Below are 13,485 nucleotides of genomic sequence, written 5' to 3'. Positions count from 1 at the left end.
CGCCGCGCGCCCCTGCCGAGCGAGCGCCAGCGCCAGCGCGTACTGCGCCTCGGCCTCGCGCGGATGCGCGGCGACGGCGCGGCGCAGCGCCGCCTCGGCAGCGTCGTTCCGCCCGCGCCGCGCCTCGAAATCCGCGACGTTCACGAGCGCCCCGAGATGCCTCGCGTCGCGCGCCAGCGCATCGCGATAGGCCGCCTCGGCACCCGCCATGTCGCCGCGCGCGGCGAGCAGGGCAGCGATATTCACATGTGCCTCGGGACGTTCGGCGGCGACGCGCTCGCTCGCGAGCAGTTCCTCCCAGGCGCGGGTGAAGGCGGGGCGAGCGGCATCGGGCAAGGCGTCAAGCGGAACGGGCGCCAGGGCGCGTGCCGCCTCGATGCGCACGAGCCGCGTCTCGTCGGCCAGGAAGCGCGCGGCATGCAGGCGGTTGCGCGGATGCAGGCCTTCGAGTGTGCGCAGCGCCGCGGCGCGGACCAGCGGATCGGGGTCGAGCAGCGTCGCGCCGATCGCCTGCGCCGTGGCCTGGGACGGCGGCATGGGCAGCAGCGAGACAGCGGTCGCGCGCAGGATCGGCGCCTGCGCGCGATCGGTCGCCACGGCGGCCAGCAGGGCGTCCGCGCCGGGCCGCCCTTCGCGTCCGGCGGCGATGGAGAGCGCGGGGTGCGGATCGTCGCGCCGGCGGGGCCCGAACCACTCCACGATCTGTCGCGCCGCCCAGGATTGCGGACGGTCCGTGTGGCAGGATGTGCAGGTGTCGGGCGCACGGACCTGCGCCGCGACATCGGGGCGCGGGATGCTGAAGGCGTGATCCCGCCGCCGGTCCACGCCCATGTAGGTCACGGCTGGCATGTGGCAGGACGCGCATTGCGCGCCCGGCGTGCCCGGCGCGTGGCGGTGGTGCCCGGCCGTGTCGAAGCGCGCGGGCAGGTGGCATTGCGCGCAGACCGCGTTGCCTTCCGCGCGCAGCGTGCCGCGATGCGGGTCGTGGCAGTCGGCGCAGACCACGCCCGCACGGCTCATGCGGGACTGCGCGAAGGAGCCCCATTCGAAGACCTCGCCCTGGATCTGGCCATCGGCGTGGTATTCACCGCGCTCCAGCAACAAGGGTGCGTGGGTATCGAGGAAGCGCTGGCCAGGCAGCGGGTCGGCGACCAGCGGGCGCACGCGCGCATGGCAGGGGGCGCAGGTCTCTACCTGCGCGGCGGTGGACTGACGCGGCGAACCGTCCCAATGCGCGATGCCGCGCGGGTCATTCGCGGCGAAGCGCCACCCACCACCAGAGCCATCGCGCAGCCAGACGGAGAGGCCGCGATGCGGGTCCTCGCCGCGCGCGCCCGATTGCGCCCAGACGACATGCGCGGCGCCGGGTCCGTGGCAGCTTTCGCAGCCGACGCTGATCTCGGTCCAGGTGGTGGCGTAGCGATCCGCCGCCGCGTCGTAGCCGCGCACTAGCCCGGTCGAGTGGCAGGAGGCGCACATGAAATTCCAGGTCTGTTCGCGCCCGGTCCAGTGCAGGGGGTCGCTGGCGGGCAGCGGATCATTGGCGGCGAGGTGATGCCAACGCTGGCCACCCTGTTCGCGCGGGCGGCTGTCCCAGGCCCAGGGCAGCGCCTGACGACGACCATCGGGAAACAGCACCAGGTATTGCTGCAGCGGATCGACGCCGAAGGTCTCGGTGATCGTGAAATCTGCGACCGTCCCACCGGGCCCGTCGGTGCGGATCACGTACCGGTCGCCCTCGCGCCGGAAGGTCGCGGTGTGGCGGCCATCGGTGACGGTCAAGCCCGAGAAGTCGCCCAGCACGTTCGCCGGCGCCGCGGTGGCCATGGCGCGGGCATGGTCGCTGTCCCGCCAGGCGGTGGCTTCTGCCGCGTGGCAGGAGGCGCAGGTGGCGGTGCCGACAAAGCCCTGGCGCGCGCGTTCAGCCGCGCGTGGCGCGGGTCGACCGACCAGCAGCGCGGCAATCACGAACGGCAGCGCGACCAGCACGGCGAGCGCGGCTGCGCGCCAGAGGATCGGTCGCGGGTCAGTCTTCATTGGGCATGGCATCGGAAGCGATCACGGCCCCGCATGGGAACATGCGGGGCCGTGCCGTGGCGAGTGCCGCGTCAGTTCCGCGCCGCCGCCTGCGGGATGGTGCTGGCACCGATGTTGAACTGCAAATTGCGCAGCGTGCCGGTGAAGGCGAAGGGCACCTGATAGTCCCGGTCATCGACCGGCGTGCCCGTATCCTGCCCGACATCGAAGGGCTCATCCCACTGCATGTAGAAGGGGATGCTCCGCTCCATGCGCCGTTCCGCCACCGTGCGCCCGTTGACGGAGAGCGTGCCCACGCCGCCGCGCCCGATCGGCGGGCCCGACGCGTCGGGACGCCATTCGAAGACGATGCTGTGGCGGCCGGGCGGCAGCGCCTCCGTGCCCTCCCACTTCGTCCGCTCGATGTCGAGGAAGTTCCAGGTCCAGACCGGCCGGCCTTCGCGCAGGTAGAAGCCGTAGCCGCCGAAGCGGCCACCCTGCGCGGCCAGCACACCGTTCGCCCCGCCCTGCGGAACCTCGATCTCCGCCGTGACGCGGTAGGCGCGGTTGAGGATCGGGGGCGAACTGTCGGACGTCAGGCCGACGCCCGTGCCGCTGTAGTTGAACACGGTGCGGCCGGCCGAGAAGCCCGGCCGCTGCACCAGCAGCCGGTCGAGCGTCGAGTTGGCCATCGGCAGCACGCCGAAGCGCGTTGCCTCGACCAGGTAGAGTTGCTGCAGATTGCGCAGGCGGTCCGGGTGCTGTGCGGCGAGGTTGCGCGACTGCGTCGGGTCCTCCGCCAGGTTGTAAAGCTCCCAGGCGTAGCCGTTCACCACATCCGCGGGCGGCGGGCTCGTGCTGTCCCAGGGCGGGTTGGGCGGCGTCGTGTTGGCGTACCAGCCGTCATGGTAGATGCCGCGATGGCCGAACATCTCGAAATGCTGGGTGCGCCGACGCGTCGGGGCCTGCGCGTTCGTGGCATCGAAGGTGTAGGCCATGCTCACGCCCTCGATCGGGCGCTGTGCGATGCCGTTGACCGTGTTCGGCTCAGGGATGCCGATCGCGTCCAGGATGGTCGGCACCACGTCGATCACATGGTGGAACTGGTGACGGATGCCGCCGCGATCGGCGATGCGCCGCGGCCAGGAGACCGCCATGCCGTTGCGCGTACCGCCGAAATGGGAGCCGACCTGCTTCACCCAGCGATACGGTGTGCTGAAGGCCCAGGCCCAGCCGGCCGCCATGTGGTTGTAGGTGCGGTCAGTGCCCCAGGCGTCGATAAGTGCGAGCTGCCGGGCGACCGGCGTCTCGATGCCGTTGAAGTAGGCGACCTCGTTGGGCGTGCCGCGCAGCTGGCCTTCGGACGACGCGCCGTTGTCGCCACTGATGTAGATGATCAGCGTGTTGTCGATCTGCCCGGCATCCTCGACCGCCTGGATCACGCGGCCGATCTCGTGGTCGGTGTAGGCCAGGAAGGCGGCATAGACCTCGACCTGGCGGATGAACAGGCGGCGCTCATCGGCCGAGAGGCTGGCCCAGCGCGGCAACTGCTCGGGCCAGGGCGTCAGCACCGCGTTGGGCGGCAGCACCCCCAAGCGCCGCTGGTTCTCGAAGATGCGCTCGCGCAGCGCTTCCCAGCCCATGTCGAAGCGGCCGCGGAACCGCTCGATCCATTCGGGCGGCGGCTGGTGCGGCGCATGCGTGCCGGCGGGCGCGTAGTTGACGAACCAGGGACGGCCGGGTGCCGCTTCCCGCTGAGTACGGATATAGGCGATCGCCTCGTCCGCCATGGCGGTGGAGAGATTCCAGCCCGGCTGACCGAGGAAGGGGTGGATGCGCGTCGTGTTGCGGAACAGATTGCCGGGCTGCCACTGGCTCGTGTCGCCGCCGACGAAGCCGTAGAAGTAGTCGAAGCCCATGCCCTGCGGCCAGCGGGTGAAGGGGCCGACCGGGCTCGCCTCCCAGGGCGGCACGTTGTGGTTCTTGCCGAACCAGGAGGTCGCGTAGCCGTTCTGCCGGAGCGTCTCGGCGATGGTTGCCGTGTCGGCCGGGATGATGGCGTTGTAGCCGGGGAAGCCGGTGGAGAGTTCCGAGATCACGCCGAAGCCGACCGAATGCGGGTTGCGCCCCGTGAGCAGCGAGGCGCGGGTCGGCGAGCAGAGGGCGGTGGTGTGGAACTGCGTGTAGCGCAACCCGGCCTGGGCCACACGTTCCAGTGCCGGCGTCTCGATGATGCCGCCGAAGGTCGACGGCGCACCGTAGCCGACATCGTCGGTGAGGATCAGCAGGACGTTGGGCGCATTCTCCGGTGCGCCGAGCGTGGGCGGCCAAGCCGGCGTGCTGTCCCGTGCGGAGGGCGCGATGGTGCCCTCGAAGCGGCCGGGTGGCACGGGGAGGACGCGGGAGTTGGGAAACTCCACCGCGTTCGGCGCGCCGGGCGTGCCGCGGAGCTGCTGGGCAGTCGCCTCCGGGCTCGGCAGGAATGCCGATGCAAGCGCCGTGAGGGCGAGTAGCGTTGGCAGTCGCATGGTGATGGCTTCCCCGACGAATCGTATGCTTGGCCGGCAGGCAGTATGCGCGGCGTGGGCGGAGTGTCACGCACACGCCTACGTGCCGCGAGTCCAGCCTGTGGGACTGAACGGTGCCGAAAACCCTCGCTAGGCAGCTTGATCTGTATCAACGCGGTCTCGCTGCCGTCGCCGGAGGGTTTGGAACTTTCTAGGTGCCGATAATGGCGCCTTCTCCTTACGGAGTGACCTCGATGAAGTTGGGCGCGGCTGTTGGCTCGGTGATGATTATCGCCGCTGTGGGATTCATCGGCGGGACTGCTCGGGCGACTGTCTACTGCACGTATATCGGCGTCCCCGCGGGCTGCGTCGCCCGGCCGGGCGTGGTCTTGCGCCCGGCGCCGGGTGTCGGTGCGCCCGGTGTTGGCGTAGCGCCGGGGGTTGGCGCAGGGGCGCCGGGCGTGGGCGTTGCGCCTGGGGTCGGCGTTGGTGCTCCGGGCGTGGGCGTAGCACCTGGGGTCGGCGCGGGCGCTCCCGGCGTGGGCATCCGCCCCGGCACGCCGGCCAATCGAGGAGGTCCAGTTGATCGGGCCGGTCGCCGTTAGCAAGCGGAACTTCCCTGCAGAAGCGACTTGGCCTGGACGTGAACAGTGTCTCTGGCTGCGCTGGGGCTGGGTGCTCAGAAGCTGAAGCCAAGGCCGACCGACGTGCCGGTGATGTTGTTGTCGCCGATGAAGTACCGCGCGACCAAGCGCACCCGGGACAGGTTGAGCCCGAGGGCGCCGACCTCCTGGCGGCCCACGTCGATCTCGATGCCGCCACCGACCTTGGCCGACCAGGTGAACCCCATGATGTCGGCCTGGTCGCCGAGGTAGTAGCTGAACGACCCGTCGAGCACCCAGCGCACCGGCCGGCCGAAAGCCTCCCAGCCGGTCGGCCAGCGATACCGCGTCCAGAGGCTGGCGGTCTGCGCGGTGGACCTACCCCGCGCCGCGCGGATCGTGTCGCCTAAGGTTTGCAGCTGGATCTGCGTGTAGCGCAGCTCGACATCGATGTCGCGCGCCGGGCGGTAGTCGTAGTAGGCGAGCATCAGCGACCCGCCGAGGCCCCCGACATTCACGTGCTGGTCGGTCAGCGCCGAGATGTCGCGGTCCGTGCGGTACTGGATGAACTGCCCGAACAGCGAGGCATCGGACGCCGCATAGCCGCCCGAGACATTCAGGATCGGCCGCAGCCAGAGATACTCCCCGATGCGGATGTCGTAGCCCACGCCCAGCGTCGCCGCGATGTTGTTCCACCGCAGGGGCGAGCGCCGAGTGCCGAGATTGGTGAACACCGCGCGCGGGTCGTAGCGCGCGGTGCCGACATAGGCCTCGGTGAACAGCGGGAAGCTCTCGCTCCAGGTGAAGCCGAAGCCGAACTGGCTGAGCGTGAAGGTCGAGGCGCCCTCGTCGGCGCTCACTGTGCTGCGATTGATCTGCAGCGCATTCGCCGAGCCATCGGGTGACATGTTGTAGCCCATGATGCCGAGCACGCCGCCAGGGCGAATCCGGATCTGGTCGCGGATGGCATCGATGCGATCGAGGATCGCCTCGACCCGCTCCCCGGTCGGCTGGGCCGCTGCGATCGCGGGCAGGCCCAGCATCGCCGCGACGGCCAGGGCACGTGCGATCCGCCGCAAGCCGATCACGGCGCCGGCCCGGCCGCGGGGATGGATGGCCGCGGCAGGGCGAGCATGGCGCGGCGCAGGCGATCCTCCGCGGCGCGGACCAGTTCCACCACGTCCTCGTCGGTGATGTCGGTGGCGCGGGCCCTGAGCAGCGCGTGATCCTCGCCGATGCGCACGATGATGGCCGAATACTGCGCGCGCGCCGCCGCGATGACGGGCGGCTCGTTCGGATCGGCATTGCGGCCGATTGCCGCCGTCAGCGCCTGGACCAGCGCCTGCACGGACGGATCGGTCTCGCCGATCGCGCCGCGCAGTTGCGGTGCGCGCCAGTTCTGCCTGGTCGCGCGCCGCAGGACGGCGCCGAGGGCTGCGACCGGCTGCTCGCCGCCGGTGCCCGCGCGCCCGGCCTGCGGGGCCAGTTCGACGAAGGGGTTCTCCGGATAGGGCAGCACGCCGTCATCGGCCATGCGCCCGAGCGCGGCGAGGTAGGTGGCCAGCGCCTCGCGCATCGCCAGCGCACCTTCCCGTACATCCTCCGAGACCGGCGGCGGCAGGCGCCCGGCGGGGAAATCGGCGGCGAGACTGGCGGTACGGGCCCAATCGCGCACCGGCGTATAGTCGGGCGCGCTGCAGGCGGCCGGCAGCGCCGCCAGGGCGGCGAACACGAGGCGCCGCATCACGGCTGCACCACGGCGCCGACCATCCCGGCCGCACCAGGCCGCAGCCCCACCTCGGGATCGGGCGTGAGGATCAGCATCAGGCGGCGCAGCCGGTCCTCCTGGGCATGGATCTCGCGCTCGACCTCGCGCTGCCGGATGTTGGACGCGCGTGCCTTCAGCAAGGCGTGGCCCTCCCCGATCGCCGCCAGCAGCTGGCGGTAGGTGTCCTGGTCCGATCCCGGCGCGCCGAACGTGGCGCGCGACAGCGTGCCGACCAGCACCTGCACCGGCGGATCGGCGGCGCGGATCAGCGGCCGCAGGCGCAGATCCTCGATCACCGTCGGCGACCCGGCGCTGCTGGCGCGCGCCCCGGGGGCGAGGTTGCCCGCCCGGGCGGCGTCCAGCAGGCGGCCGATCTCGGCGACCGCAGGTCCCGCGGCGGGGTCGGCCGACGCGGCACGCGGCACCAGCGGGGCAAAGGCCTCGGCGCGGAAGGTGAGCGTGCTCTCCTCCTGCGCGAGTACCGACAGCGCATAGAGGTAGATGGCGAGCGCTTCCTGCTGCGCGAGCAGCCCGTCCCGGTCGACGGGGCTTGGCGCAGCCGCGCTTGGGTGGTCTGCGAGGACGCTGGCAAGGCGAGCCCAGTCCCGCAACGCAGTATTGGGCGGCAGTGAACAGCCGGCGAGCAGCACGCATGCGAGAAGTGTGATTGCCGACCGCAGAACGACTCGCCCTTCATGCTGATTGCGACGTCCCTTATCCTTACAGGGCACGCTGTCGTGAGGGCAACCAAGGCTGACGCCCTCGCGCTGAATGGTTCCATTCCTTCGACAGATGCCAAGCGTTCGTCGTGATGATACTGCTTGATGCCGCACCCCCTGCGTCGAGCGCTCCCTCTCATGGGGCCGATGGATCTTCTCAACGGACAATTTCGCTGCGATGTGCACTGGTCGGCGCTAGCGTTCATGGAGACGGGGACCCGGCCCCGAAAGCGCGGGGACCGCCGGAGACGCTGCACGGTGGGGCAGATCAAGGGCGGTGGTGGGGATGGCGGCGGACCCGCTGGTGCCCACCAGGCCGGCCGTCATAGGGCCGGCCGCATGGTTGGAGGCGGGTGCGGAGGCGATGGGTGCCGCACCCGCCATCCGGCTCACGGCAGTCGCCGCTTCGCCACCTGCACCGACAGCGTTGCCGCGCCCAGGTCGAACGTAGCCGGCGAGATGTTCCTGGCCATGACGCGGACGGTGTTGTTGGACCACGCTGCGGCATCGAGCTCGATGAAGCGCGTGGACGAAGTGAACGCCGCATGGGCGATGTCCCCCTGCCGCGCGCCATTGACAGTGACGTCGAGCAGGCTGGTCGCCCCTGGTGCCAGTGACGGCAGGTCCCACGCCACCTCCGCCGCGAACTCCCGCTGCCCAACCGACAGCGCGGGCGTGCCGCAGAGCAAGGCGGGCGCTGCTTCAGGCAGCCCATAGAGCCGCAGCGCCTCGACCTCGATCTGCCCGTCGAAGCCGACGATGCCGATCTGCGCAAAGGCGACGCCGGGCCCGAGCCGCACCGTCATGCGCTTGTTCAGCGAGGCATCCGCCATCGCCGCGCCGCCGGTCCAGGCCTTGGACGGCACGTTCCACAGCAGCGTGGTGATCGAGGCCAAGGCGTCACCGGCGACGTTCTCGCGCACGTTCATCGCCGCATCGAAGCAGCGCACGAAGATCCGCCCGCCATCGGCGCCGCCGACCAGGGAATGCACCAGCGCGAACTCCTTGGCCTGTGAGCACTCCACCACGAAGGCCAGCCCCCGCTGCGCCGCGAGCAGCAGGCCGCGGGCAGTCGGCGTGATGTCGTCCAGCCCGTTGAAGGACAGCCCGGCGAGCGTCGTGGCGCTGGTCGTGGACGTCGCGACCACCGCCAGCCCTTCGACGCCGATCTCCGTTGCGCCGTGGCGGAATGCCCTGGCCCGGACATTCGGCACGGACCCGAGCAGCCGGAGATGTCGCGAGGCCGGGGCCCGATGCCGGTTGAGCACCGCATTGCCGCAGCGGGTGGCGGTCGCAGTGTAGTCGATGCCGACCTGGTAGGTGTTGCTCCACGCCACCTCGTACTCGCAGTCCTGCGCCGCGGCGGTATGCCGCGCGACGATCGGCGAGCAGGCTTCCATGCGCAGCGCCCGGCCGATGATCGCCGAGCCGCTGGTCTCGTTGAGGAAGGGGATCGCCACATTGGGATCGAGCTGGCGCAGTTCGAAGTTCGGCGCGTCAAAGACGTGCCGGTTGTGGTTGTTGTAGGCACCATCCGCCTTGGACAGCCGGATCCCGAAGCGGTCGATGGTGGGGTTGATGCCCGTCGCGATCGCGAAGTGGCCGCCATAGTAGCGGACAGACGTGTTCCAGGCGGTCGCGGTGGCGCAGTGGATATCGAGGCCGATGCGGTTGTTGAGGATCCGCCCGAGGTGAAAAGTGCTGTCTTCGACGCCACGGCCGTCGCCGAGGGTGCGCATGCCGATGGTGAAGCCCGAGACCAGGCGCAGCTCGACCACCGAGGCGTCGATGTTGCGCACCAGGATGCCGATATCGGCCTCGTCGAGCCAGTCGGACTGGCTCTGACGGACGACCTGCAGTCCGGCATAGTGCTTCTCGCCGTTGCGGACGGTGCCGCCATCGCCCAGCGTCAGCACGGTCGCCGGGGCGGTACCGGTGTAGCGGAGCACCCCGTGCATGATCAGGCCGCGCGCCCCGCCGCCGAGGACCACACCGGCGGAGACGTTCCAGGTGCCGGGTGGGATGACGGCGAATTTCTGGTCCGCGGCCGCGCGGTCGAAGGCCGCCTGGATGGCGGTGCGATCGTCGGCGACGCCATCGCCGAGGCCGCCGAAGTCGGAGGGCAGCACGGTCTCGCGGTCGCGCAGATACTTGGCGAGATCGGTCTTGCTGACCGCGGTGTCGAGCACCAGCAGGTCGTCGATGCGGGCGGGCATGGTGGAGTTCCCTACAGCGCAGTCGCTGTCACCGGTCCCGCCAGGGCCGAGACGTTGCCCTCGGCCGAGACGGCGCGCAGCCAGTACCAGCGGGTGTCGCCGGCGGAGAGGCCGGTGCGGTCCCAAAAGAGACTGGTCGGTTCCTCCGGCAGCTTCCCTGCGGCAGCGAGGCTGCTGCTCGTCGCTTCGAACACCTGCAGCCGCACAGCGTCGGGCGGGAAGCCTCCGGACAGACGGATGCCACCGGCGATCCCGGTCGCGGTCGGCGCCGCTACCGCCGCCGGCACCAGCGCCTGCCGCCAGCCCGACACCGCCCCACTGCGCGCCACGGCGCGCACCCGAAAGCCGGTCGGCTCGGCGGTGGGGATCGCGGCGGCGGTGGCCCCCAGGGACCCGCCGTAGCCCTGCCAGGCCGCGACGGAAGCGGGCAGGAACTCGACCTGGTAGCCGGCGAGATGCGAGGAGCCGACCGCGGCCCAGGACACAGCGAGCGCGGCAAAGGAGGTGTCCTGCGGCGTCTCCACCGCGATGCTGGCCGGCGCAGCGATGACACCGGGATTGGGCAGCACGACGGCGGGGTTCGATCCGGTGGCGCGCTCATCGACCGCCGGGTTCCAGTCCCATACCGCGGCGTCCTCCTCCTCCAGGGTGAGATCGACGCCGCCCTCGGCCGCCAGCGACCAGGCAGTGACCCGCGCCGGGAAGGGTGTCAGGCGATCGAGGGCGACCGTCGCCGCCTCCCAGGGCCGCAGGCGCAGCGCCGAGAGGTTGGCTGGGAAGGCCACGGTGCGCTGGCGGCGGTTGCGCTCCAGCTCGACCTTCATCAGCCGCTGCACCGTGCTGACCGAGGTGGTGAGCGGGAATTCGAGGTCGCGGTAGATCATCTCGCCGCCGTCCTGGGCGACGTAGTTGGAGGTCAGGAGCGGCGGCGCGTCGGTCGGCTGCCAGTTGGCGGCGGGCTCGACATAGACCGCCCGCACCCCGTTGAAGAGATCCCGCCGCGGTCGCGCGCCCTGGATGGTGACGTCGCCGCGGAGATCGTCCGAGGTGAGTGCCGCGGCCGGCAACGCCGGCGCCCCGGCGTGGATGAAGAACCGTCCGCCGGAGACCACCAGCGCCCCGGCCATGGCGGCGGCGAGCTTGCGGGTGATGGCGATCTTGCCCTCGGCGAGCGACAGCACGCCGTTGGCGGTATAGCGGCGCTCATAGATCCCGGCCCGGGTGCCGACCAGCTCGTCGCAGATGTTGGCGGCGGCCATCAGGGCGGGGATGTCGATGTCAGACCAGGCGGCCCGCCAGCCGAAGGGCGCGGTGAGGTACCAGGCGAGCAGCAGGGCGGGATTGTCCGACCAGCCGACCACGCCGCTGCGCGGGTCGAGGATGGTGTCGGCGCCCTCGACGATGGCGGCGATGTTGGGCGGGCCGGCGGGGAAGGCCTCGGCGGTGAGTTTCAGCCGGACGGCGACATAGGCGCGGCCGCGGCCGCGATGCGCGCCGGTCCACTGGCCGCCGGTCTCGGCGATCAGGTTGGCATCGGCGGCCTGGCCGGGCTCGCCGCGATGGCGGTCGATGCGCACCAGCCCGGCCAGCGATCCATCGCTCTCCAGCTTGTCGCCCAAAAACACCTCGCCGATGGCGCGGACGCGGTGCGCGGCGAGCACGACGACGGAATAGAAATAGCCGTCGGTGCGGCCCTCATCGTCGGTCGCCGAGTGCAGGAAGACGATCGGCCCGGACACCTTGCAGCGGCCGAGGACGATCTGGTGCTCGGTGACCGGCTGGCGGAAGGCCTGGGTGCGGCCGGCGCCGGGCTGGCCGGCATCGAAGCCGGCGATTGCCGCGGCCTGCGGGCTGAGGCTGGCCTGCTTTTTCTGCTTTTGCGGAAAGACTGACTGGCCGATGGCGGAGACGATGAAGGCGGCCCCGGCGCCGACCACCGCGCCGATCAGGCCGCCGCCAACCGCGGCGGAGGCGATGCCGGCCGCGGCGACGGCGATGAGAGGGACAGCGGCAGGCATTGGGCGCGGTCCTCCGAGATGTCAGTCGATGCGCCAGGCCGTGGTGCTGGTGGTGAGGGGCACGCGGATCAGGCCGCGGGGCCCGACGAAGGCGGCGCGGCCCCCGTCGACCACCACGCCGAGGCGCGGTGGCTCGCCGGCGAGGACCACGTCGCCGGTGCGGGCGAAGGCCGGCGGGATGCGCGGGAAGCCAGCGCTGTCGGCCGTGGCCTCCAACGTCGGCAGGCTGCGCCACGCCGGCCGGCGCCCGGTGGTGGCCATCACTGCTGCCAGGGCAAACCGCCCGCAGTTCCAGCGATACGCATCGAAGGGACGCGTCTCCACCGCGGCCAGCAGCGCTGCTAGCCGCGCGTGCCACTCCGGGAGCCGGGCCATCAGCTGGCCGGCAGCCGGATCTCCGCCTCCTGCAGGGCGGGGACGAACTCGAAGAAGCGGTCGCCCGGATACTCGGCCTGCTGGTCGGCATCGGTGTAGCGCCGCACCTCGGCGCGCTCGAGGTCGACGAGGCGGCTCTCGCAGGTGAGCGAGATGCGCGGTTCCGCCCCGTCCACCACCTGCATGGTGTCCATCAGCCCGGCCCAGAGCGGGAATGGATCGGCGACAAAGGCGCCCTCGGCATCGAGCAGCGCGCCCCACAGCCGCGCCGGGCGGAGGCGAAAGGACTGCTCGGCGAGCGCGATGTCGACCACCTCCTGCGGCACAGGCGATAGGGTCAGGGTGATGCGCACCGCGCGCAGCTCGGCGGTCTCCTCGATGTCGGAGACGGCGCCGATGGTGCCCATACCCTCGTAGACTGTCCCCGCCCAACTGAGCGGCCCGAGGCCGGTCCAGGCGCGGATCGGGCCGGAGGCGAAGTCGAGCTCGACCAGAACCACCGGGGTGGCGACCGGCGCGGTGGCGGCGGCGGCGGCCTGGGGCGACAGCCGCGGCGTGGCGGCGACGCCGTCGGTCATGGCAAAGCTTCCTCGAGGCGGATGGTGATCGCGGTGAAGCGCCCCGGCCGGGTGGGGTTGGCCCCCTCGTCATCGGAGGCGAGGCGCATGGCCACGGTCGGCGTGGTCAGCACCAGCGGCTCGGCCAGCGAGGCGGCGGCGCGCAGCGGCGGGGCGATCGGGATGGTCGCCGTGCCGGCGCCGGAGGCCGTGACCGTCTCGGTCGCCATGTAGAGCCGACCGGCGAGGCCGATATGGTCCCCCGCGCCGACCGCCACCGCGTTCGGCCACCAGCCCTGCGTTTGCAGGGCGAGAGCACCGCGCGCGGCACCGGCGGCGAGCGACGGCATGCCGCTGCCCACCACCATCCCCGTCCCATCGGTGAAGATGGTGGCGTCGGAGAAGGAGTAGGGTCCCGAAGGCACCTCGCCCTGGCTGCGCGGATCGCCGGTGCGGTACTCCCGCCGCCAGTCCCAGATGCGGACCGTGTTGGCAGAGCCTGCCAGCGCCGCGAGCAACCCCTCCAGCACGCCGGCCTGAGTGCGGTTGAGAGGATCGAAGCTGGCCTCGGCGATCCAGCGCGCCCCATCGCGGCGCAGCACCTGGGTGGCGCGGCTGACCGGCGAGACGAAGCGCAGCGTGTTGTGCTGCAGGTAGAAGCTCAGCCGCGACGGCCGCAGCGCGGCGGGCCAGGCGTATTCGGTCAT

The 13,485-nt window shown here is 71.3% G+C and carries 10 protein-coding genes; all 10 read right to left on the bottom strand.

The genetic code is table 11. The annotated features are described in order from the left end of the window. The coding region (locus HW578_RS06685; protein ID WP_232478730.1) for a cytochrome c3 family protein at positions 1-2,037 on the bottom strand (2,037 nt) is incomplete at its 3' end. A gap of 71 nt (positions 2,038-2,108) precedes the next feature. After that, complete coding sequence (locus tag HW578_RS06680) at positions 2,109-4,544, bottom strand: arylsulfatase (RefSeq protein ID WP_198369766.1); 2,436 nt, start codon at positions 4,542-4,544, stop codon at positions 2,109-2,111. A 658-nt stretch (positions 4,545-5,202) separates the two neighbouring features. Further along, entirely contained in the window at positions 5,203-6,213 is a 1,011-nt protein-coding gene (locus HW578_RS06675; RefSeq protein WP_198369765.1) for a hypothetical protein, read from the bottom strand. Further along, entirely contained in the window at positions 6,210-6,869 is a 660-nt protein-coding gene (locus HW578_RS06670; RefSeq protein ID WP_198369764.1) for a type 2 periplasmic-binding domain-containing protein, read from the bottom strand. The genes HW578_RS06675 and HW578_RS06670 overlap by 4 nt, the downstream gene beginning before the upstream one ends. After that, complete coding sequence (locus tag HW578_RS06665) at positions 6,869-7,543, bottom strand: hypothetical protein (protein WP_198369763.1); 675 nt, start codon at positions 7,541-7,543, stop codon at positions 6,869-6,871. Before HW578_RS06665 ends, HW578_RS06670 begins: the two co-directional genes overlap by 1 nt. 458 nt (positions 7,544-8,001) lie before the next feature. After that, entirely contained in the window at positions 8,002-9,828 is a 1,827-nt protein-coding gene (locus HW578_RS06660; protein ID WP_198369762.1) for a pectate lyase family protein, read from the bottom strand. Positions 9,829-9,839: 11 nt separating this feature from the next. After that, positions 9,840-11,846, bottom strand: coding sequence for a phage tail protein (locus HW578_RS06655; RefSeq protein WP_198369761.1), 2,007 nt, complete (start codon positions 11,844-11,846; stop codon positions 9,840-9,842). Between the two features lie 21 nt (positions 11,847-11,867). After that, entirely contained in the window at positions 11,868-12,221 is a 354-nt protein-coding gene (locus tag HW578_RS06650; protein WP_198369760.1) for a DUF6950 family protein, read from the bottom strand. Continuing rightward, positions 12,221-12,799, bottom strand: a complete 579-nt coding sequence (locus HW578_RS06645) for a hypothetical protein (protein WP_198369759.1) — start codon at positions 12,797-12,799, stop codon at positions 12,221-12,223. Before HW578_RS06645 ends, HW578_RS06650 begins: the two co-directional genes overlap by 1 nt. Then, positions 12,796-13,485 carry a hypothetical protein gene (locus HW578_RS06640; protein ID WP_198369758.1) on the bottom strand — a complete coding sequence of 230 codons (690 nt, stop codon included), beginning with the start codon at positions 13,483-13,485 and terminating at the stop codon, positions 12,796-12,798. Before HW578_RS06640 ends, HW578_RS06645 begins: the two co-directional genes overlap by 4 nt.

The organism is Roseomonas rosulenta, from assembly GCF_016106005.1.
Taxonomy (GTDB): Bacteria; Pseudomonadota; Alphaproteobacteria; order Acetobacterales; family Acetobacteraceae; genus Neoroseomonas; species Neoroseomonas rosulenta.
This window is presented reverse-complemented; position numbering and strand designations above follow the sequence as displayed.

Coding starts and splice junctions, on each gene's coding strand:
- HW578_RS06680 (WP_198369766.1), bottom strand. CDS start 4,544: ATGCGACTGCCAACGCTACTCGCCCTCACGGCGCTTGCATCGGCATTC.
- HW578_RS06670 (WP_198369764.1), bottom strand. CDS start 6,869: ATGCGGCGCCTCGTGTTCGCCGCCCTGGCGGCGCTGCCGGCCGCCTGC.
- HW578_RS06660 (WP_198369762.1), bottom strand. CDS start 9,828: ATGCCCGCCCGCATCGACGACCTGCTGGTGCTCGACACCGCGGTCAGC.
- HW578_RS06655 (WP_198369761.1), bottom strand. CDS start 11,846: ATGCCTGCCGCTGTCCCTCTCATCGCCGTCGCCGCGGCCGGCATCGCC.
- HW578_RS06650 (WP_198369760.1), bottom strand. CDS start 12,221: ATGGCCCGGCTCCCGGAGTGGCACGCGCGGCTAGCAGCGCTGCTGGCC.
- HW578_RS06645 (WP_198369759.1), bottom strand. CDS start 12,799: ATGACCGACGGCGTCGCCGCCACGCCGCGGCTGTCGCCCCAGGCCGCC.
- HW578_RS06640 (WP_198369758.1), bottom strand. CDS start 13,485: ATGACCGAATACGCCTGGCCCGCCGCGCTGCGGCCGTCGCGGCTGAGC.